Below are 22,369 nucleotides of genomic sequence, written 5' to 3' on the forward strand. Positions count from 1 at the left end.
CGTTATGAAATTACAAACTTTGCCGGATCAACCGCACCGTGTCGTCGGTCAGAGGCTGGCGCTGATGATCCAGAATTCTTCCGTCCAGCTCCGCTGCGACCAGTTCGATCGTGTCCAGATAGTCTTCGAATACCGAGGCGGCATCTTCCAGTTCGGCCGGCTGCATGAAGAAAACGATGCCGGGACAGTAAAACGAGTCCAGATCCTGTTCGGGAAACGTGCCGGGAGGCACCATGCTGGCGACGCCGAAATCGACCAGGCGGTTGCCGTCGAGGCGTTCGAAAATTTTCAGGTTGCCGTATTCGAGTCCGGCCAATTGAAAAGCATTGACCAGGTCAAGGCCGTTGAATCCTTCTTCCGCCTTGGCGATCACGCTGAACTGAATGATTTGCGGGGCAATGAAGCGCGGCGGCGGCTCGTCTTCTTCGATCTCCGTTTCCGGTTCATCGATCTCCCATTCGGCCGGCTCTTCGTGCCGGGCATAGCGGTCGGGGATCTCCCGCTCGTCCGCCGTTTGCCCCGCCGGCCCCAGCGGAATGATGTCGAAATCGTCGTGATCGGTTTTGATGATCAGGGACTCGTCGATTTTTCCGATGACGTCGTCTCCGTAAAAATACGTATCGCGACGAGAACGCCGGCCTTTCAGGAAGGTCCACAGCAACATGCCGACGATGACCAGCAGGCCGGTTGCAATGATAACAATTCTTAACAATTCTTTATCCATTAGGTCTCTGCCAAACTTACTGCTTCTTCAATATCAACCGCAACCATTCGGGACACGCCCGGCTCTTTCATCGTCACGCCCGCCAGTTGCTGCGCAATTTCCATGGTCGCCTTGTTGTGCGAAATATAAAGAAACTGTACGGATGCCGACATTTCTTCAACCATTTTTGAAAAGCGACCGACGTTCGCGTCGTCCAACGGCGCATCCACTTCGTCGAGCAGGCAGAAAGGCGCCGGGTTCAGCTCGAAGATCGAGAAGACCAGCGCCACCGCGGTCAAGGCTTTTTCGCCGCCCGACAGCAGATGAATGGAGCTGTTTCTTTTACCGGGCGGGCGGGCGATAATGGCGACGCCGGCCTCCAGCGCATCCTGCTCGGTCAATTCCAGGTAAGCCTGCCCTCCTCCGAACAATTTCGGAAATTTTTCCTGCAAGCCGTTATTTATTTTATCGAAAGTTTCCTTAAAACGCAGCCGGCTTTCTTTATCAATTTGATTGATCGCCTGTTCCAGCGTCTGCAGGGCTTCCACCAGGTCCGCATGCTGGGCGTTCAAAAAACTCATCCGCTCGGATTGCGATTTGTATTCTTCGATAGCGGTCAGGTTGATCGTACCCAGACGTTCAATCTGGGCCGACAAATCATCGACCCTTTTTTTCCAGGCCGTCTCGTCGGCCTGTTCCGGCAAGCCTTTCAGCACCGTTTCCGGGTCGGCTTCGATTTCCCGCAACTGTTCATTGACGGTCTGCCGGCGGACCTGGCTTTCCTGCAGTTCGAAGCGCTTGGCGTCCAGCAGTTCCTTTTGTCTTTCCAGCGACCGCTGAAGGCGCGCCTGCTCTTCGGAGCGTTGCGTAATCTCGGCTTCGATGCGCTCCTGCAGCGTACGCTGCGCTTTCAATTGTTCCTCCAGGCTGTCCTTTTGCATCAGCAGCTCGTGCAAACGCGCTTTTTCATCATCGAGCGGCCGGATCGTTTGCTGCAATTTGTGTTCGAGTTCCTGAATGCGCTGGCCGGAAGCCTGATGCTGCGTCTGCAGGCGCTCGATCTGCCGGACCAGGGAGGTTTCGGACGAGCGCTGGGTTTCGATGCGGGTCTTGACCGCGTACACCTGATGGCGCGCTTCGCCGACGGCCTGCTCGGCCGCGGCCATCGCCCTCGTCAATTCTTCATTGACGGCTTCCAGATCCTGCTTTTTCAATTCCTGATCGAGCAGATTCCGCTCGGCCTGCTCTTGAAGGCTTTTCCATTCCGCCAGCCTTTCGCTGTTGTCGGCAGTGTCCCGGAAAATGTCTTCGATTTCGTTCAAGACGTGCTCAAGCCGGCGCTGCTGCTGTTCGAGCCGGGCCGATTGCGCGCTGAATTCCGCGCTTTTGACCGCCAGTTCATTGCCCAGGCGGCTGTCCTGCTGCTGCGCCTGATCTCGTTGCACTTCGGCTTCCTTCAATCCGGCTTCGGTGTTTTCCAGAGCTTCCTCCAGGCCCGCGATTTCAGTCCGCAATTCGTCCTGCCGCCGCTTTAACTGCCGCAGTTCCTTTTCGCGCTGTAAAACGCCGGCTTTACTGTCCTTGTCCCGAATGATCCTGACCCAACCCGGACCGAACCAGGCCCCGTCGGGCGTGACGATGGATTCGTAGGCCTTGATTTTCGCCGACGAAGCGCGGGCGATCTCGGCATTTTCGGCGCAATACACTCCCGTCAACAAACCGGACAGGCTCCACGGCGACGCTATCTTGTCCAGCAAGGGAACGAGCGGCCCCTGGACGGGAGCTGGGGCTTCGGCGCCGGTTTCGAAGAGCGTGACCGATTCGTCGTCCAGACTCTGCAAAAAAGAAACCGCCTGCTCGGCGCTGTCGAGGCAGATGGCGTCCAGATAGCCGCCCAGCACCGTTTCCACCGCCCTTTCCCAGCCGGACTGCACCTCCAGGAATTCGGCAAGGCGCCGATTGTCGTGCAGATGCACGGACTCCAGCCAGACGCTCAGTTTTTTGTTATCCTTGCCCATCGCATGCTGCTGCAATAATTCCAGCGAGGTGATCTTGCCCCGCACGCTCTGAAGTTCGGAACGGCGGCCGTGCAAATCGTCATGGATCTGTTTGAGCTGCTGCCGCCGGCTGCGAATCCGTTGATGCAATTCCTCGAGCTGGTCCCGCAGTTCGCTACGCTGGGCTTCGATCATTTCGACATGATTTTCCAGCGCTTCGATTTCGTCTTGCAAATGACTCGACTCCAGCTCGCTGCGTTCGCTTTGCAGCCTGTCCATGCGAATCTGCAACTGCCGATTCTGATCTTCCAGATGCTGAGCCTTGACCCGCTGCACTTCGGCCTGCTCCTTGTATTTTGAATTTTCGGTCCGGTAAGTTTCCCACTGCTGCTGCCAGGAACGCATTTTCTGCTGGGATTCCTGCTGCAACAGCAAGGTCTCCTGCTGGCGCTCCTCGGCGATCAGCAATTCTTCCTCAGCGGCGGACAGAGATTCCTTGATGCTTTCGAGCTGCTGCAAATCGGTTTCGAGCTCGACTCCGGACTGTTCGATCAGTTGCCGGGTGCGCTCGATTTCCCGCGAGGTTTCCTGCCGGCTGTTCTCGCTGTGCCTGATGGCCTGTTCCAGGCTGCCGACTTCGGCAACGGCACGGTAATAATCGCTTTGCGAACGGTTTAATTGCTGCTGCTGGCTTTTATGTTCCACCCGCTTGGCTTCAAGAAGGCTCTCCATCTCACGCAACTGAACGAACAATCGGTTGTGCTCGCCGGCCACTTCCTGAAGCCTGGCTTCCAGTGCTTTTCCGGCAAGATCATACGTATTCCAGCGCATCGCCAACAGTTCGAGCCTGAACTGGCGCTCCTGCTTCTTCAGTTCGGTGTATTTTTCCGCTTTTTCCGCCTGTTTTTGCAGATGTTTAAGCTGTTTATCGACTTCTTCGCGCACGTCCTCAAGCCGGTCGAGATTTTCTCGGGTATTGCGCATGCGGGTTTCCGTCTCCATGCGCCTTTCCTTATACTTGGAGATGCCGGCGGCTTCTTCGATGTGGACTCTCAAATCCTCCGGCTTGGCTTCGACCATCCTCGAAATCGTGCCTTGTTCGATGATCGCGTAGCTTCTGGAGCCGAGTCCGGTCCCCAGAAAAATGTCGGTAATGTCCTTGCGTCGGCAGCGCGCGCCGTTCAGCAAAAACAGGGACTGGCCGTCCCGGCTTACCTGGCGCTTTATGGAAATGGACGAATAATGGGCATATTCCCCGCCCAGTTTGCCTTCGCTGTTGTTGAACACCAGTTCGACCGAGGCGGTGCTGACCGGTTTGCGCGTGGACGAACCGTTAAAGATGACGTCGGCCATGCTGCCGCCGCGCAGGTGTTTGGCCGAGCTTTCGCCCATCACCCAGCGCACCGCGTCGATGATGTTCGATTTGCCGCAGCCGTTGGGACCGACGATGGCGGTCAGATTGCCGGAGATGGGGATCGCCGTCGGATCGACAAAAGATTTAAAACCCGAAAGTTTGATTTTTTCAAGCTTCATTAGGGGAGGAACCGTCGAGCGTTATGATTTATAACGAATAAACAAGCTATTATCGATGATATTGCATGATCTTTCGACTTTTTTATCGGCCCGCCGGGAAATGAGTTCAAGAAGGGCCTACTTTTCGGCCGCTCTTCCCTCACGCTCAAGCAGAGTTAATCAGCCGTGCGCCGATTCGGTAAAGCCGCGCCGTTAAAAGCTGTCCGCCTTGGCCCTGGCCTGACGGGCGCCTTTGTAGTCACGCCGCAATTCCCTGGCGTGGGCAATCAATAACCAACTGTGCCTTTTTAATTGCCTGTCCTTGCCGGCCAGCAGAGCGGATTTCTTCGCGAGATCTTCCGCTTCCTGAGGTTTCGACTGTTTTAGCCTTAACAAGGCCAGCTTGTAGTACAAAGCCGGATTTCTCGGCTCGATTTTAAGAGCCCGGTCGATGCTGGCCGCCGCCCCATCGACATTGCCGAGCTGGGTGCTCTGGTTGGCGGCAACGACTAACGCGCCGATCGCCGGCGATAAGGAGGCCGGAGGATCGATGGGCTGGAACGGAGTCATCGGCATGATCTCAGGCTCCGGAGCGATCTCCTGTTTTGGCGCTGCGGCCTGTTCGGGCGCAGGAACGGGAGCCGGCTTTTCCGTATCCGGAACCTCGGACGAAGGACTGTCGGTCTGAGACGGCTCCGGCTCGGCGAAAAATCCCTGTTGCTCCGAATCCTCGGCCCGTCCCTGATCCTGGACCGAACCGTCTTCCTGAGGCATCACTTCGATGGGCGTCAGTTTCTGCTCGAAGTTTTGAAGAGGCTCCGTTTTTACCACCGATTGCGGCGGCGCCGGCATGACCGGTTTAGTCATTGCCTGCGGGCTTTGCCTGGGGGGCGTAGCCTGAACGATTCTTCCTTGCCGGCCGCCGTATACGGGCGCAGGAGGCTGTTTTTCATATAAACCGGCGCAGCCCGCCAGCATCAAAGTAAAACAGAAAATCAAAAAAAATCGCTGATAGAACATGCTAATTCTCGATAAATTCCGGAATTTAACTTGGAAAGCCATTCAATTTCCGAACGGAGCCCTTTCCGTCGGCCCATAATAATTCATATCGGCAAGCATCCTGAGTTTCACGCCCTTGCCGTCGATGGCCAACCGTCGAAAGGCTTCGGAAATGACCATGCTTTTAATTCCGTCCACGGTACCATATCTGAGGCGAAACAATGTATTTTTCTTGCCTTCGGGCAGGCGGCTCATGAGTTCGGTTATTCTACGGTCGATCAGCTCTCTGGCGATTGCCAACTGTATTGCCGTCTCGTCCTTCGTTTCAGACCGGGAGCTTTTCCCGCATGAATCCGGGTTGCTCCGACTTCCTTTTCCAAAACGGCCGGCCATTTCACTCAATCGCTTGCTTTGACTCGGATCCAGGAGAGTGCGATGCTCGTCGACGTTTACTTTTAGTCGTTTTTTATCGTGGCTTTTTGAGTGATCTTCGGTCATCTCGAATTTTCGCTTTGGGAAATTAAATGCCGGCACCACACTAACGATTGTGGCTGCGCCGCTCGATGGGACGCCGTAAGATTAATCGCTTAGCAGCCATCAGGCCGGCAATCAACCGCCTCCTTTTTGCCCAGGAAAACAAAGAATCGGCCATCGGGAAGCGCGAAGGCAACCATCTCTCAATGGGTTTCCGAAAAAACAGGGTGGAGAATGAATGGGACTCGGCTCGCCCAGACTCTGCATCGAAAAGAATCTACCGATTCCAGCAATAATTACGGGAAAAGAAGAAAATAATGGTGAGGAAACACAAAACAAAGGCCGCTGCGGACTCGGTGCGAGCGGCCTAAGCATGACTTTATTTTGAAAACGGCTTATTGCTCGTCATCAGGATGTGGAGCAAATACCCATTTCAACAAGGCAAGCACTGCACCTACAACAACCAGTAAGCCAACAATGCCAGCCGGTGTTTTTAAAGTCTCAGTCAAATCTAAGATAAACCCCATATATGTCCTACCTATAATTTTAAATTTAAGAATTGCTAGATGATTAGCAAGTGGAAGCTACATAATACTTTAGGTGAAGCTAAAGTCAAGGCTTATTGTTGATGAAAGCGACTAAAAAACTCTATTATAGTTCATTATTGCCTTTGCAAAATAAATGCTCGATAGCCGTTGAGGTTTAGTTTAAACTTCGTGCTTTATTGATTTAAACAGGGCTGGAGATATGATCGAAAGATACATTAAAATAGCACCGCTGGCGGCGGTTTTTTGTGCTTTATCGGTGAATGCGGACGTCATGCTGAAAGACAAGTCCGAAATTCTCGGCAAATGGAAGTTGTATGCGGAAGCCGGCAAACTGGACGGAGAGAAAAAACATGTAGACATTGAGTGGGATTTTGCCAACGACGGTATTCTTCATACGACAGCGACGGATTCCCTTGGCCGGACCCAGGAAATGAAAATAGCGGTCAATTATTCGGTAGAAGACGGGTCGATCAAAAAGGAGATTGCTCCAGGCCGGGGAAAATACGAATACTGCAAGGTGGTCGAAAAAGACGACGCCAAAATGACGATAAAATGTACGTTTCAATACTTTTTTCTAACAAAAAAATAAAATAATAATTCACAAAAGGGTGTAGCTATGATCGGTGGTATAATAATGATTTTTACCGTTCTTTGGGTTTATCAATCGGCGGTAAAAGCGAAATCGGACAAAGTACTGATGTGGGTAGCCATCAGCGCCGGCGTGTTTTTTGCCGTGCAGATGCTGCTGGTCCAGGCCAATGTTTATATTCTCGAAGCAATCAGAGGCAGCGGTGCCGATAGCAATTACGAGCGGGATTTGCTGAGCGTGGGAGACCGCAAGAACGAAGGCGGTTTTCAAGGCGCCGGCGGATTTCTCCTGTCGGTATTTTTCGAATTAATGCCGCCTATCGCCGGCTTTCTGGCGGTAGCCGTGATGCGCCTCAAATTCATAACCAAAGAAAGCTTCAACGTCTCCAATTTGTTCGGCGGCATTAAAGACATGTTTAAAAGCGTGGCTCAAAGCTTCAAAGCGCCGGAATAAGGCTGTTCAGCCCATCATAAAAAAAAAGCTCAAGCCGGACTTGAGCTTTTTTTATGGGTTCGAATGAAGCCGGACTCTCAATACATTCGATCCCGGAAAAACCGTAACGAAAAATTACGAGCCGACAATCCTGGAAACAATGAAGATCAGCCCGCCGACAAAAAGCGCAATGAAAATCAATCCTGCAATGATATAAACGGGAAGCGAACCCTGTTCAAAATCCTTCAATCTGTTTTTATCGCTTTGCACGCCGAAGGCTGCTGACACTACGCTTTTAGCTACATCCAAAATTGTTGGTTTCGGCATACCGGTTTCCTCTCAAATGGAAAATACTATAGTGAATGATTGTCCTTCGAGCAATCCCGACTTGGGTCAACTGCATTAATCCGTGGCCGCCTTGATGAATAAAACCACTTTGTTAAAAAAGCAATTAGCGCAACGAATCCTGTTTCTCGACGGCGCCATGGGCACCATGATCCAGAGCTACAAACTCGATGAGAAGGACTACCGAGGCGAGCGCTTCGCCGCCTGGGACAGCGATCTTAAAGGCAACAACGACCTTCTGTCGCTGACTCAGCCGGCGATCATCAAGGCCATTCACAGCGCCTATCTGGACGCGGGCGCCGATATCATCGAAACCAATACCTTTAACGCCACCCGGATTGCGATGGCCGACTACCGCATGGAGTCACTGGCCTATGAAATCAATCTGGAATCCGCCCGCCTTGCGTGCGAAGCGGCGGCCGACTACAGCGCCAGGACACCGGCAAAACCACGCTTTGTCGCCGGCGTTCTAGGCCCGACCAACCGCACGGCGTCGATGTCGCCCGACGTCAACGATCCGGGTTTTCGCAACATCACCTTCGACGAACTGGCCGAGGCCTATACCGAATCGGTGCGGGGCCTGATCGACGGCGGCGCCGACATCCTTCTGATCGAAACGGTGTTCGATACCCTGAACGCCAAGGCGGCCATTTTCGCAGTCGAGCAGTATTTCGACTCGATCGGCTATAAATTGCCGGTCATGATCTCGGGCACCATTACCGACGCCTCCGGACGCACCCTGTCGGGGCAGACCGTCGCCGCCTTCTGGCATTCGTTAAAGCACGTCGAGCCCATCTCTTTCGGCTTCAACTGCGCCTTGGGCGCCCGGGAACTCCGCCAGCACATCGACGAACTGGCCTCGATTGCCGATACGCACGTTTCGGCTCACCCGAATGCCGGCCTGCCCAACGAATTCGGCGAATACGACGAAACGCCCGAAGCCATGGCCGAAGAACTCGCCGACTGGGCGCGAAGCGGCTATTTGAACGTCATCGGCGGCTGCTGCGGCACTACGCCCGACCATATCAGGGCCATCGTTGCCGCCGTGCAAAAATACCCGCCGAGAGCCCTTCCCGACATTCCGAAAGAATGCCGGCTCTCGGGGCTGGAAGCGATGTCGATAGGGCGGGACAGTCTGTTCGTCAACGTCGGCGAGCGTACCAACATCACCGGTTCGGCGGCGTTCAAGCGACTGATCGTCGAAGGCAACTACGAAGCGGCTCTGGACGTGGCGAAACAACAGGTCGAAAACGGCGCCCAGATCATCGACATCAACATGGACGAAGGCATGCTCGACTCCAAACAGGCGATGGTGCGCTTTTTGATGCTGATCGCCGCCGAGCCAGACATCGCCAAGGTGCCGATCATGCTGGATTCTTCCAAATGGGAAATCCTGGAGGCCGGGCTCAAATGCATCCAGGGCAAGGGCATCGTCAACTCCATCTCGCTGAAGGAAGGCGAAACCGTATTCATCGAACACGCCAAACGGGTCCGCCGTTACGGTGCGGCCGTGATTGTCATGGCCTTCGACGAACAGGGCCAGGCCGACACCCGGGCCAGAAAAGTCGAAATCTGCGCAAGAGCTTACCGCATTTTGACTCAAGAGGTCGGTTTTCCGCCCGAAGACATCATCTTCGACCCCAATATCTTTGCGATCGCTACCGGCATCGACGAGCACAATAACTACGGACTGGATTTTATCGAGGCCACCCGCGAAATCAAGCAAACGCTGCCTTACGCCCTGGTGTCCGGAGGCGTTTCCAACGTGTCCTTTTCCTTCCGGGGCAACAACCCGGTGCGGGAAGCGATCCATGCGGTGTTTCTGTATCATGCGATCCGGGCGGGCATGGACATGGGTATCGTCAACGCCGGACAACTGGCGATTTACGAAGACATTCCGCCCGACTTGCGGGACGCGGTCGAAACGGTGGTGCTCAACCTGCACTCGGGCGCCACCGAAGCCCTGCTGGAAATGGCCGAAAAATACCGCAGCATGGGCTCCGGAGAGGACGCCAGACAGGAACATCTGGAATGGCGGAGCTGGCCCGTCAAACAACGGCTGGAACACGCGCTGGTCAAAGGCATCACCGATTACATCGAGGAAGACACCGAACAGGCGCGTCTGGAAGCGGATAAGCCGCTGCAGGTCATCGAAGGGCCGCTGATGGACGGCATGAACGTCGTCGGCGACCTGTTCGGCGCCGGCAAGATGTTCCTGCCGCAAGTCGTCAAATCGGCACGGGTCATGAAAAAAGCGGTCGCTTATCTGATGCCGTTCATGGAAGCCGAACAGTCGGGCGAAAGGCAAACCAACGGCAAAATTCTAATGGCGACGGTAAAAGGCGACGTGCACGACATCGGCAAAAATATTGTCGGGGTGGTATTGCAATGCAACAACTACGAAGTCATCGATCTCGGCGTCATGGTGCCGGCGGAACAGATCCTGCAGACCGCGCGCCTGGAAAACGTCGACGCGATCGGCTTGAGCGGTCTGATTACGCCCTCGCTGGACGAAATGGTGCACATCGCACGGGAAATGCAGCGGCAAGGGTTTGCGATACCGCTTTTAATCGGAGGCGCGACCACGTCCCGCGCCCATACCGCGGTTAAAATCGAACCCAACTACGAAGGCCCCACGGTTTATGTTGCCGATGCCTCGCGCGCCGTCGGCGTGGCCGGCAGCCTGCTCAGCGCCGAACTGAAAGACAACTATATCGCCGGCGTGCGTCAGGAATACCGGGAAATCAGGGACCGCCACAAAGGCCGGGAAGCACAGAGCAGACAGCACAGCCTCGAGGAAGCGCGCAGAAACAAGGCCGTCTGGAGCCATTACGTGCCGGTCAGGCCGTCGTTTCTGGGCGTCAAGGTCATCGACCATTTTCCGCTGGAAACGCTGGTCTGGTATATCGACTGGTCTCCTTTCTTCCATACCTGGGAATTGGCGGGGCGCTATCCGAAGATTCTGGACGATCCTCTGGTCGGAACCGAAGCCAGAAAACTGTTCGACGACGCCCAGGTTATGCTGAAAAAAATCATCAGCGAACAGTGGCTGACCGCAAGAGCCGTCATCGGCTTTTTTCCGGCCAACAGCGAAGGCGACGACGTCATTCTGTACACGGACGAATCGCGAACCGAACAGCGCGAGATTCTGCGCCATTTGCGGCAGCAGAACGTCAAGGCGCCGGGCCGTCCGAACTATTGCCTGTCCGATTTCATCGCCCCGGCCGGCAGCGGCATTGCCGATTATCTGGGCGCTTTCGCGGTAACCACCGGCATCGGCATCGAACAAAAACTCCGGGAATTCGAACGCGAACACGACGACTACAGCGCGATCATGCTGAAAGCCCTGGCCGACCGGCTGGCCGAAGCCTTTGCCGAGTACATGCATCAGGCGGTCAGAAAGGACCATTGGGGCTATGCCAGGGACGAGAACTACGACAACGAGCAGTTGATCAATGAAACGTATCAGGGCATTCGCCCGGCTCCGGGCTACCCCGCCTGCCCCGACCACACGGAGAAGGCCAAATTGTTCGAATTGCTGAACGTGACCGAAAACACCGGCATAGAACTGACCGAAAGCTATGCGATGTATCCGGCTTCGGCGGTCAGCGGCTGGTATTTCGCCCATCCCGAGTCGCAGTATTTCAACGTCGGCAAAATCAACAAGGATCAGTTGCAGGACTACGCCCGACGCAAGGGCATCTCCGAAGAACTGGCCGAACGCTGGCTATCGGCTCATCTCAACCATTGAAACCCGAAACTCGCAAAATAACGGAAACTTTCATCAGGAACCTGAATTCATACGCATGACGACACAATCCCGCATTGAACGGACTTTGGAACGGCTGATGTACGCCAGCCGCTGGATACTGGCGCCCATTTATCTGGGCATGAGCCTGGCGCTGTTTACGCTGTTCGTCAAGTTTATCCAGGAACTGTATCATTTTATCCCCCATGTCCTGGAGATCAATGAATCCGATCTGATCCTGAAGCTGCTGACACTGGTCGACCTGAGCATGGTCGGCAGCCTTCTGGTTATCGTCATCTTCAGCGGCTACGAAAACTTCGTTTCCCGTCTCGACATCGAGGAGACTACGGAAAAGCTGGACTGGCTCGGCACGCACGACTACGGATCGCTGAAGATGAAAGTGGCCTCGTCGATCGTCGCCATTTCCTCGATTCATCTGCTGAAAGTGTTCATGAACATCATGGCCATCGATAACGCCAAGTTGACATGGTACGTGCTGATTCATCTCACCCTGGTCGTTTCGGCGCTGCTGATGGCCTTCCAAGACAAATTGACCAAGCATTGACCCTGCATCTGACGCTGTTCGGCACCGCCGGCTGCCACCTCTGCGAAGAAGCCGAACAGCTTCTCGGCGAGTACGATTCGTCCGGACGGAATAAGATTGCAGTCCGGACAATCGACATCGCCGAGCAGGAGGGCTGGCACGAACGTTATGCGCTCCGCATTCCGGTGCTGTCTCATCCCCAATCCGGCCTGGAACTGGCGTGGCCGTTCGACTTACTGCAATTGGAAGAATTCATCGCCAGAATCGGAAACTCGCTCCCGTAAGCCCGAGCCCATCGGGCTAATTCCGGATCTTTTTCGTTTAATTCATTTGCCTTCGAGGTCTGATCCAAGCAAAACAATTCGCCTCTACCCGGTGGGCAGCATCGAAAGGAAGACCTGCCAGGTTTTTAAAACCTGGCAGATCTCTTTTTAGGATGTGGCTAAAAATTACTTCCTGAAATGCAGCCCGATCGTTCCCACACTCTGCGCACCCTGAAGGGCATGAATGGGAACGCAGTTCGAACTGCTCTGCGGTTCGGGACGCCGAGCATCCTTGTCCCGAACCAGAAATTTTCGCACCAATATGGTTCAAACCCAACCGTGCCCACAGTAATTCTGGTGCATAAACCGGTCAACAGCACGAACCGAAACGCTCCGTTCCATCCATTAGCAATCAATAAACACGTAAAGTCCTCATAAAAATTAATTTGGCATACATTCTGCTTAATCTATTTACAAGATGTTCTCCTCGTGTGTTGTACCTTACCTAGGCGCTTTTCTCTCAAGAACAAGCGCCTTTTTTTAACAACATGCAAAGCAATTGGGTGCTCCCGGGCAAACGACTTTTTCGGAGGTGTGCGTTATGACGTCATTATGGGATTCCTACACCATCACCAATGCCTACGATGAAATGCGTTGCCCGGCGAATCAGGCGCGCGCCGCCGGCTACCATTTGAGCCGGTATCTGGACAATTTTGACGGGAACGCTCTGGTCGCCCGCAAAACGGCTGCCGAAAGGGCCATCATGGAAATGGGTATCACGTTTACCGTGTACAGCGACGAAGGCAATATCGACAGGGCCTGGCCGTTCGACATCATTCCCCGGATCATCGAATACAAAGAGTGGCAACGGGTCGAGAAGGGCCTGAAACAACGGCTGACCGCGCTCAACTGCTTCATCAACGACGTCTACAACGAGCAAGCCTTCATTAAGGAAGGGCTCATTCCCGAAGCGATTATCGCCAGCTCGAAAAACTATCTCAAAGAATGCGTGGGCATACGGCCCCAATACGGCATCTGGGCCAATATTTGCGGAAGCGATCTGGTCCGGGACAAGGACGGCACTTTTTATGTGCTCGAAGACAATTTGCGGGTGCCCTCCGGCGTATCCTATATGATCGAAAACCGGGTCATCACCAAGCGGGTGTTTCCCGAACTCTTCCAGGACCTGGACGTGCTGCCGGTCGACGAATATCCGGCTCATCTCTTCGAAATGCTGGTATCCATAGCACCGGAACGAACCGGCTCGCCCCGCATTGCCGTACTGACGCCCGGCGTATTCAATTCGGCCTATTTCGAGCATGCTTATCTGGCGCAACAGATCGGGGCCGAACTGGTGGAAGGCGAGGATCTGGTGGTCCAGGACGACGATTGCGTCTACATGCGCACCATTGACGGCCTGGAAAAAGTGGACGTCATTTACCGGCGCATCGACGATCAGTTTCTCGATCCGGAAGTGTTCCGCAAGGATTCCCTGCTCGGCGCCCCCGGGCTTCTGCGGGCCTGGAAAGCGGGCAACGTCGCTCTGGCCAATGCACCCGGCTCGGGCGTCGCCGACGATAAAGTGGTCTATGCCTACGTGCCGCAGATGATCCGTTATTATCTGAACGAAGAGCCGCTGCTGCCGAACGTTCCGACTTATTTATGCAGTAATTCGGATCAACTCGACTACGTATTGGCGCATCTTCCCGAACTGGTGGTAAAACCCGCCAACGAATCGGGAGGCTACGGCATGCTGGTCGGTCCGCACGCATCCGAAGAGGAAATCCGGAAGTTTCACAAAATCATTCGCGCGCAACCCCGCAACTACATCGCTCAGCCGACTTTGGCGCTGTCCACCTGCCCGACGCTCTGCAACCATCAACTGGAACCGCGCCATATCGATCTGCGCCCTTTCATCCTGCAAGGGGGAAAGAGCTTTGTGACGGCCGGAGGACTGACTCGGGTGGCGCTGAACAAAGGCTCGCTGGTGGTCAACTCGTCTCAAGGCGGCGGCAGTAAAGATACCTGGATCATCAATACGGATGCTTAAAGACATGTTATCACGCTCGGCAGAACGCCTCTACTGGCTCGCGCGCTATCTGGAACGGACCGAAAACACGGCACGATTGCTCAGCGTATACATGAATCTCATGTTCGATTTACCCATGAGCATAGAGTTGAGCTGGCGCAATCTGCTCAACATCTTCGGCGCGGAAGAAAAATTCTTTCAGACGTACAGCTTGCCCAACGAACAGAACACCATGCGCTTCCTGCTGGCCGATTCGGCCAATCCGGGCTCGCTGTTCTCTTCCCTGCATTTCGCCCGGGAAAATATCCGGACGTCTCGCGAACTGATGCCGGATGAAGCCTGGCAACAGGTCAACGAAATGTACCTCTTCGCCAAAAACGACGTCGATTCCATCGCCCATCGGCGCGGACGCCTGTTGCTGCTGAACAGGATCATGGAAGGATGTCAGCGTTTCACCGGTTTTCTCTCGGGCGCGATGAGCCGTAACGATGCGTTTCATTTTATCCAGATGGGACGGAACATCGAACGGGCCGACATGACCAGCCGGATTCTGGACGCCTGCCCTGTCCTTCTGGCCGACGACCGCAGTGCCAAAATGCGAGAATACGAAAGCAACCTCTGGCGGCATGTGCTGAAATCCCTCAGTGCCCTGCTGATGTACCGCAAACACCGGCGGCTCCACGTCAACGGCGGCGACGTGCTGGAGTATTTACTCAAGGACGGCGATTTTCCCCGCTCGGTGACCCATTGCATTCACGAAGTGCAAGACTGCATCACCCGTCTTCCGCACTCGGACGGGCTGATCGACAACCTGAAACGGCTGGACGACTTTATTGCCGACGTGGACGCGCACCACTTGTCTCCGGCGCAATTGCACGACTTGCTGGATGCCATCCAGGCCCGGCTGGGAATCACCCACAACCAGATTGCCTCGACCTGGTTTTTGTCGGAACCTGCGCCATGACGAAACGGTTGAGCTTCCACGAAACCGATGGCAAGGTAGTCCGTGCCCTCAGAGAAGACCGTATCGCTGTTGTCGGGGGTCCGGCTTGCCGCTTGATTTTCAGACTTCCGATGAGTAGGAAATAACTCAGAATGCACACGCACATGCCCTTAAGTTCCAGGCAACAGGATAGTTTCTTATGACCGTTCGCGTCGCCATACGCCATACTACCCGATACGGCTTCGACCGATCGGTCTCGCTGTCGCCGCACGTGTTCCGCCTCCGTCCCGCCGTGCACAGCCGGACGCCGATCCAGGGCTATAGCCTGCGCATCGAGCCCAAAGAGCATTTCATCAATTGGCAGCAGGATCCGTTCGGCAATTTCCTGGCGCGCGTTGTCTTCCCGAAAAAATGTCGGGAGCTGCGCGTGGAAGTGGAAGTGATCGCCGACATGACCGTGATCAACCCGTTCGACTTCTTTGTCGAGGATTATGCGAAAAACTATCCGTTCCGCTACGAAGATCAGCTCGTCAAGGAACTGCAACCCTATCTGGAAACCAATGAAAACGGACCGTTGTTAAGCGAATGGCTGACCCGGACCGATGCCTCGAAGCGAGGCATCATCGATTTTCTGGTGGACGTCAATCGCCGGCTGGCCGCCGAAATCGGATACAACATACGTCTGGAAGCCGGCATCCAAAGCTGCGAGGAAACCCTTGCCAAACGCAGCGGCTCCTGCCGGGACTCGGCCTGGCTGCTGGTGCAGATCCTGCGCCGTCAAGGTCTGGCGGCGCGCTTCGTGTCGGGCTATCTGATCCAGTTGACCGCCGACGTCAAACCGCTGGACGGGCCTTCAGGACCCGAACAGGATTTCACCGATCTGCATGCCTGGGCGGAAGTCTATATTCCGGGTGCGGGCTGGATCGGACTGGATCCGACTTCCGGGCTGCTGGCCGGGGAAGGCCACATACCGCTGGCCTGTACGCCCGACCCGGTCAGCGCCGCTCCGGTCACCGGAAAAACCGACCCGTGCGAGGTGCAGTTCGAATTCAGCAATACCGTCGAGCGGCTTTACGAATCGCCCCGCGTCACCAAACCGTACACCGACGAGCAATGGCATCAGATCGACATGCTCGGCCGGCAGGTGGACGAACGGTTGCTTGCCGACAACGTCAAGTTGACGATGGGCGGAGAGCCCACCTTCGTTTCCGTCGACGACATGGAAAGCGCGGAGTGGAACACGGCAGCCGACGGGGAACACAAGCGCGAACGGGCGCAGGAGCTGGCCAAGCGCCTTCGGGACGCTTTCGCTCAAGGCGCGTTGCTGCATCACGGACAAGGCAAATGGTATCCGGGCGAACCGCTGCCGCGCTGGCAATACGGCATTTTCTGGCGCAAGGACGGCACCTCTATCTGGCGTCATCCCGAATGGCTGGCCGATATCAACAAAACTTATGACCACACGGTCGACGACGCTTTATCGTTCGCAGAGCATCTGGCGCTGCACCTGGGGCTGATGCGCCATTATATTACTCCGGCTTACGAAGACATTTTTTATTGTCTTTGGCAGGAAGGCACTCTGCCGGACAACGTCGATCCTTACAAATACGATCTGAAGGATCCTCCGGAACGAAAAGCCGTCGCTCAATTGCTGGAAGCCGGTTTAGACCGGATTGTCGGATATGCACTGCCGCTCAAATGGAACGGCTACGGCCATTATTGGCAAAGCGGCCCCTGGAATTTCCGGCGCGGCCGCATGCATCTGATTCCGGGCTCCTCGCCGATGGGCATGCGCCTGCCTCTGAGCAGCCTGCCCTGGGTGGCTCCGGACAAGCGCGAGATCCAGGAACCGCAAAGCCTGTTCGCCGAGCTTCCGGAATTGACCGATTATTACGGCGACGTCGCCCGGCGCTACAGCCATTTCACGGCCCGCCTCGGCGATTATCCGCCGCGCATCGAACAGGAGCCCGGAGACGAGGAAACCGTACACGTCGAGGTTCCCCATACCGCCGTCTGCGTGGAGCCTCGGGACGGCCGGCTGCATGTCTTCATGCCGCCTCTGACCATGCTCGAACACTATCTGGATCTAGTGGCCGCCATCGAGGCGACGGCTGCCAAGCTGGGCCTTCCGGTCGTCATCGAAGGCTACGAACCGCCGCGCGATTACCGGCTCGAACGTCTGATGGTCACCCCGGACCCCGGCGTGATCGAAGTCAATATTCATCCTTCGGCAACTTGGCAGGAACTGGTCGAAAAAACCACGGTGCTGTACGATCAGGCGTTTCAGGTCCGGCTCGGCACGGAAAAATTCATGCTCGACGGCCGCCATACCGGCACCGGCGGCGGCAACCATATCACCGTCGGCGGCGCCACGCCTGCCGACAGCCCGGTCCTGCGCCGCCCCGACCTGCTGCAGAGCCTGATCACTTACTGGCAGCATCATCCGGGACTGTCGTATCTTTTTTCCGGCATGTTCATCGGTCCGACCAGTCAGGCGCCGCGCGTGGACGAAGGCCGGGACGAAAAGTTGTATGAGCTGGAAATTGCCTTCCAGCAGTTGCCTCAAGGCGAATCGCCGTCGCCCTGGCTCGTCGACCGCCTGCTCAGACACTTGCTCACCGACATCACCGGCAACACGCACCGGGCCGAGTTCTGCATCGATAAACTCTATTCTCCCGACAGTTCCACGGGCCGTCTCGGCATTCTTGAACTGCGCGCGTTCGAAATGCCGCCTCATGCGCGCATGGCGCTCGTCCAGATGCTGCTGCTGCGGGCATTGATCGCCTGGTTCTGGCGGGAACCCTACCGGCACGACCTGGTCCGCTGGGGCACGGAACTGCACGACCGTTTCATGCTGCCGCACTACGTCCGGGAAGACATGCGACACGTCGTCAACGATCTGCAACGCGCCGGCTACGGTTTCGAACTGGAATGGCTGGACCCGTTCTTCGAATTCCGCTTTCCGGCTTACGGCAGCACCGTGATCGACAACATGGAACTCGAGCTGCACTTCGCCATCGAGCCCTGGCACGTGCTCGGCGAAGAAGTCGGCAGCTCCGGCACGGCCCGCTTTGTCGATTCCTCGGTGGAACGGATGCAGGTTAAAATCGGCGGGTTTACCGAAGGCCGTTACGTGCTGGCCTGCAACGGCCGGCGTCTGCCGCTTCGAAACACGGGCCGCAAGGGAGAATACGTCGCGGGCGTCCGCTACCGCGCCTGGCAGCCGCCGTCGGCGCTGCATCCGACGATTTCACCGCACGTCCCTTTGGTGTTCGACGTCATCGATACCTGGAACGGCCATGCCGTCGGCGGCTGCACCTATCACGTCGCCCATCCCGGCGGCCGCAGTTACGATACTTTTCCGGTCAATGCCTTCGAAGCCGAAGCGCGGCGGATAACCCGCTTCTGGAATTACGGGCATACGCCAGGCGGCGTCATTCGGCCGCCCTTGCAGGCAATACTAACCGATTCGTCGAAAACGTCTGCCACGAGCCGATTCAGCGTCCACGATTCGGCGCCGAGACCCATGGCGCCGCCTCCGGAAGAACCCGGCATGGATTATCCTTTTACTCTGGATTTGCGTTACCAAGGACGTTGACTTATCGTAACGGAGATCGATAACGGTTCGGCAAAGACGCATAGATGAGCAACTCGATGACGATGGCGGTAATTTACGGATTCATTCCCGGTCTGTTGAGTAACAACTTTTAGGACATGGCCGTGCCTCCATCCGACAGCCCGATGATCACTCAATTTTATGACACGCGGCTCGGCGTCTACGACGAAATGTATGCGACCGAGCACAAGGTGCTGCCTTATTGGGAGCATTTTATCGAGGCGCTGGATGCGATGGGCGGCGAGGAACTGGAGCGCCGGCGGCGGGATGCGCAACGTCTGCTGCAAAAAAACGGAGTAACCTATAACGTCTACGGCGACTCGGTCAATCTGACCCGACCCTGGCGGCTCGATCCCATTCCTCTTCTGATCAGCGGCGAAGAATGGCAGACGATCGAAGCCGGGCTCAGGCAACGCGCCGAGCTGCTGGACCTGATCCTGAAAGACGTTTACGGCAGTCAGACTTTATTAAAAAAGGGATTGCTGCCTTTGGACCTGGTGCTGGCGCATCCCGGCTTTCTGCATTCCTGCGTGGGGGCGCTGCAACCTCAGCCAAGGCACTTGACGGTTTATTCGGCCAATCTTGCGCGCGGACCCGACGGCCGCATGTGGGTTCTGGCGGACCGCACCCAGGCGCCGTCCGGTTTCGGCTATGCGCTGGAAAACCGGCGCGCGATAAGCCGCGTACTGCCCGAAGTCATCCGGGATCATCCGGTGCGGCGCCTGTCCGATTTCTTCCGAACCTTTGCCGCCGGTCTGGCCGGCCTCGCCCGGCACCACAAGGAAAATCCCCGAATCGTCGTACTGACGCCGGGCCCCTTCAACGAAACTTATTTCGAACACGCGTACGTGGCTTCCTATCTGGGTTTTACGCTGGTTCAAGGGGACGACCTGACGGTCCGGGACGGCAAGGTCTGGCTTAAAACAATGGAAGGGCTGCAACCGGTCGACGTGATCCTGCGCCGTCTGGACGATACCTTTTGCGATCCTCTGGAATTGCGCAGCGATTCCCGCCTGGGCGTGGCGGGGTTGCTGGAAGCGGTGCGGCGAGGCAACGTGGCCATCGCCAATCCCCTGGGCAGCAGCGTTCTCGAAAACCCGGGGCTGCTCCCGTTCTTACCGGGACTGGCGCGTTATTTTTTCGGCGAGGATCTTATTCTGGACTCGGCCGCGACCTGGTGGTGCGGGCAACCGCGCGAACGCGATTTTGTCCTGCACAATCTGGATCGGCTGGTAATCAAAAGAATCTACCGGAACAGGGCCCACGGCACCTTGTTCGGCTGCAATCTGAACGCCAAGGAGAAGGAAGTCTTGCGCAAGGCCATCCTGGCCAAACCCTATCTGTTCGTCGGCCAGGAGCAAATCAGCTTTTCGACGGCGCCGTCGTTCATCAACCACCGTATCGAACCCCGTAATGCCATACTGCGCAATTTCGTCATCGCCCACGGCGACGATTACCGGATCATGCCCGGCGGTTTGACTCGAATCGCATCAGAAAAAAAGGCGCTCTTTGTTTCGAACCAGACAGGCGGCATGAGCAAGGATACCTGGATTCTGTCTGCCGGAGCCGAGTCCTCCCCCCTATTCCACCCGCAAACGGTTTCCGGTCCGCCGCTCAGCGCCGCTTCCGAGCCATTGACCAGCCGGGCCGCAGACAATTTGTTCTGGGTTGGGCGCTACCTCGAGCGCGGAGAAGCCACGGCCCGGCTGTTGCGCACCGTGCTGCTCAAATCGAGAGAAATTCCGGAGTACGAGGAAACGGCCCATGCCGACTGCCTGAAAATTTTGTGCTGCGCCTTGACCCACGTCACCGCGACTTATCCCGGTTTTGTCGATGCCGGCGAGCTGCTTCTGCAAGAGCCTCAGGCGGAATTATTGTCGCTGGCCACCGACGGTCAGCGGCCGGGATCCTTGACTGCCAATATTCAGGGATTTATTCAGGCGGCCTTCAACATACGCGATCTCTGGTCGCAGGATACCTGGCGGAGTATCGACACGATCCGCAGGCGCTGGCAGCAACGGGTATTCGCGAATGACGTCCGCATCGACCAGTTGCAGAGCTATCTGGAAGAATTGATCAACGGCATCGTGGCGTTCACCGGCTTGATCACCGAAAGCATGACCCGGGACAACGGCTGGCTGATGCTGGATTGCGGCCGCAGGCTGGAGCGGGCGTTGAATCTTATTGCACTGCTGCGCGCCACCCTAGTCAAACGGCACGACGAGGCGCTTCTGAATCAGGTGCTGGAATCGGTCCTGGTGTCCACCGACAGCTTGAACAATTATCTCAGGCGCTACCGCTCCGCCCTGCATCTGCCCCTGGCGCTGGATTTGCTGCTGGTCGATACCGCCCACCCCCGCTCCCTGGCCTATCAACTGTCGGAACTGTCGGCCCATATCGCCGCCTTGCCGAGAGAAAACGGCAAAAGCCGGCTGAGCGAAGAGGAACGGCTGATATTGAAAGCCCACACCGAGCTGCGCCTGTGCGGCGGCTTTGAACTGTTGAAAATTGGCGACGAAGAAGCCGCCTTTTCCGAACTCGACGCCTTGTTGTCCGGCACGGCCGAGCGTCTGTCGCGGACGGCCGAGGTCATTGCCCAGGCTTATTTCAGCCATTCGCAAACCTCTCAGCTCATGCCGGCGATGAAGACTCCCGAGGATGAGCTATGAAATACCGCGTTCTTCATACGACCGTTTACAGTTACAGCCAGACCGTCGTCCTGAGCCAGAACGAGGCACGGCTACAGCCGCGCAATCTGGGTCGGCAGACATGCCGTTCCAGCCGGCTCGAGATTTCGCCGACGCCGGTGGACCTTGAGGAGCATACCGATTTTTTCGGAAATCGCGTCGTTTATTTTGCCGTTCAGGAACCGCACAACCGATTGTCCGTCACCTCGCTCAGCGAAGTCTCGGTCGTTGCCGGACCGGAAGAGGAAACATCGGACGACCGATGCTCCTGGGAACAGGTGGGCCGCTGGTTGGGAGAAGCCTCTCCGCCGTTCCAGCCTCTCGGGTTAAAGATCGAACCAACTCCGGCGCCGGCCCTGGACGTCATGGAAGCCGGGCTGTACCGGCTGGATTCGCCGATGATTGCCGCCAGCGACGACCTTTACCATTATGCCAAGCCGTCGTTCCTGTCCGACCGCCCCCTGATCGATGCGGTACGGGATTTGATGCAGCGCATCCACCGGGATTTTACCTACGATCCCGTGTTCACGACGATCGCCACACCGCTCTCGGAAGTGCTGCATCATCGCCGCGGCGTCTGCCAGGACTTCGCTCATCTGGCGATCGGCTGCCTGCGCAGCTTCGGGATGGCCGCGCGCTATGTCAGCGGTTATATAGAAACCCGGCCCGAAGACGGCAGTCCGCGTCTGACCGGAGCCGATGCGTCCCATGCGTGGTTTGCCGTCTATTTGCCCGGCCGGGGTTGGCTGGAATTCGATCCGACCAACAATCAGCAGCCCGTGGACCAGCACATCACTCTTGGCTGGGGGCGCGATTTTTCCGATGTAACCCCTTTGAAAGGCATTGCCTTCGGAGGCGGCCAGCATACCTTGTCGGTATCGGTGGATGTGGCGCGTCTGGAAAGCGAGCCAGCCGAAGGCTGAGGCCAAATATCCGAATT

At 56.4% G+C, this 22,369-nt stretch carries 15 protein-coding genes; 10 read left to right on the top strand and 5 right to left on the bottom strand.

Annotation, left to right across the window (positions count from 1 at the left end):
- Positions 1-10: 10 nt before the first annotated feature.
- The 4 genes from A3OW_RS0106325 to A3OW_RS0106340 all read right to left on the bottom strand — a co-directional run bounded on the left by A3OW_RS0106325 (position 11) and on the right by A3OW_RS0106340 (position 5,709).
- Positions 11-724: a cell division protein ZipA C-terminal FtsZ-binding domain-containing protein gene (locus A3OW_RS0106325; RefSeq protein ID WP_020562583.1), complete on the bottom strand. Its 714-nt coding sequence runs from the start codon at positions 722-724 to the stop codon at positions 11-13.
- Complete coding sequence (gene smc / locus A3OW_RS0106330) at positions 724-4,233, bottom strand: chromosome segregation protein SMC (protein WP_020562584.1); 3,510 nt, start codon at positions 4,231-4,233, stop codon at positions 724-726. Before smc ends, A3OW_RS0106325 begins: the two co-directional genes overlap by 1 nt.
- A gap of 192 nt (positions 4,234-4,425) precedes the next feature.
- Positions 4,426-5,274 carry a tetratricopeptide repeat protein gene (locus A3OW_RS26290; RefSeq protein WP_157385803.1) on the bottom strand — a complete coding sequence of 283 codons (849 nt, stop codon included), beginning with the start codon at positions 5,272-5,274 and terminating at the stop codon, positions 4,426-4,428.
- A complete protein-coding gene (locus A3OW_RS0106340; RefSeq protein ID WP_020562586.1) occupies positions 5,275-5,709 on the bottom strand; it encodes a hypothetical protein in 435 nt (144 codons plus the stop codon).
- A gap of 723 nt (positions 5,710-6,432) precedes the next feature.
- On the opposite strand from A3OW_RS0106340, the gene A3OW_RS0106350 reads away from it, so the two are divergent.
- Both A3OW_RS0106350 and A3OW_RS0106355 read left to right on the top strand, forming a co-directional pair.
- Positions 6,433-6,822, top strand: coding sequence for a hypothetical protein (locus tag A3OW_RS0106350; RefSeq protein ID WP_020562588.1), 390 nt, complete (start codon positions 6,433-6,435; stop codon positions 6,820-6,822).
- 45 nt (positions 6,823-6,867) lie between these two features.
- Complete coding sequence (locus A3OW_RS0106355) at positions 6,868-7,275, top strand: hypothetical protein (protein WP_020562589.1); 408 nt, start codon at positions 6,868-6,870, stop codon at positions 7,273-7,275.
- Between the two features lie 114 nt (positions 7,276-7,389).
- On the opposite strand, the gene A3OW_RS26950 is transcribed toward A3OW_RS0106355, so the two are convergent.
- On the bottom strand, positions 7,390-7,581 hold the full coding sequence (locus tag A3OW_RS26950; RefSeq protein WP_083918152.1) for a DUF2970 domain-containing protein: 192 nt from the start codon (positions 7,579-7,581) through the stop codon (positions 7,390-7,392).
- A gap of 94 nt (positions 7,582-7,675) precedes the next feature.
- Here A3OW_RS26950 and metH point away from each other — a divergent pair, with 94 nt between their 5' ends.
- From metH to A3OW_RS0106400, 8 genes are all read left to right on the top strand, one after another.
- Positions 7,676-11,350, top strand: a complete 3,675-nt coding sequence (gene metH, locus A3OW_RS0106365) for a methionine synthase (RefSeq protein ID WP_020562591.1) — start codon at positions 7,676-7,678, stop codon at positions 11,348-11,350.
- A 55-nt stretch (positions 11,351-11,405) separates the two neighbouring features.
- Positions 11,406-11,912, top strand: a complete 507-nt coding sequence (locus A3OW_RS0106370; RefSeq protein ID WP_020562592.1) for a TIGR00645 family protein — start codon at positions 11,406-11,408, stop codon at positions 11,910-11,912.
- On the top strand, positions 11,909-12,175 hold the full coding sequence (locus A3OW_RS0106375) for a glutaredoxin family protein (protein ID WP_020562593.1): 267 nt from the start codon (positions 11,909-11,911) through the stop codon (positions 12,173-12,175). The genes A3OW_RS0106370 and A3OW_RS0106375 overlap by 4 nt, the downstream gene beginning before the upstream one ends.
- 580 nt (positions 12,176-12,755) lie before the next feature.
- On the top strand, positions 12,756-14,204 hold the full coding sequence (locus A3OW_RS0106380) for a circularly permuted type 2 ATP-grasp protein (protein ID WP_020562594.1): 1,449 nt from the start codon (positions 12,756-12,758) through the stop codon (positions 14,202-14,204).
- Positions 14,205-14,208: 4 nt separating this feature from the next.
- Positions 14,209-15,147: an alpha-E domain-containing protein gene (locus A3OW_RS0106385; RefSeq protein WP_026223377.1), complete on the top strand. Its 939-nt coding sequence runs from the start codon at positions 14,209-14,211 to the stop codon at positions 15,145-15,147.
- 178 nt (positions 15,148-15,325) lie between these two features.
- Positions 15,326-18,724 (top strand): transglutaminase family protein, encoded by a 3,399-nt coding sequence (locus A3OW_RS0106390; protein WP_020562596.1) that lies wholly within the window; start codon positions 15,326-15,328, stop codon positions 18,722-18,724.
- Positions 18,725-18,840: 116 nt separating this feature from the next.
- Positions 18,841-21,411: a circularly permuted type 2 ATP-grasp protein gene (locus A3OW_RS0106395; protein ID WP_026223378.1), complete on the top strand. Its 2,571-nt coding sequence runs from the start codon at positions 18,841-18,843 to the stop codon at positions 21,409-21,411.
- On the top strand, positions 21,408-22,352 hold the full coding sequence (locus A3OW_RS0106400; RefSeq protein WP_020562598.1) for a transglutaminase family protein: 945 nt from the start codon (positions 21,408-21,410) through the stop codon (positions 22,350-22,352). Before A3OW_RS0106395 ends, A3OW_RS0106400 begins: the two co-directional genes overlap by 4 nt.
- Positions 22,353-22,369 lie beyond the last annotated feature (17 nt).

Source organism: Methylosarcina fibrata AML-C10, from assembly GCF_000372865.1.
Classification (GTDB): domain Bacteria; phylum Pseudomonadota; class Gammaproteobacteria; order Methylococcales; family Methylomonadaceae; genus Methylosarcina; species Methylosarcina fibrata.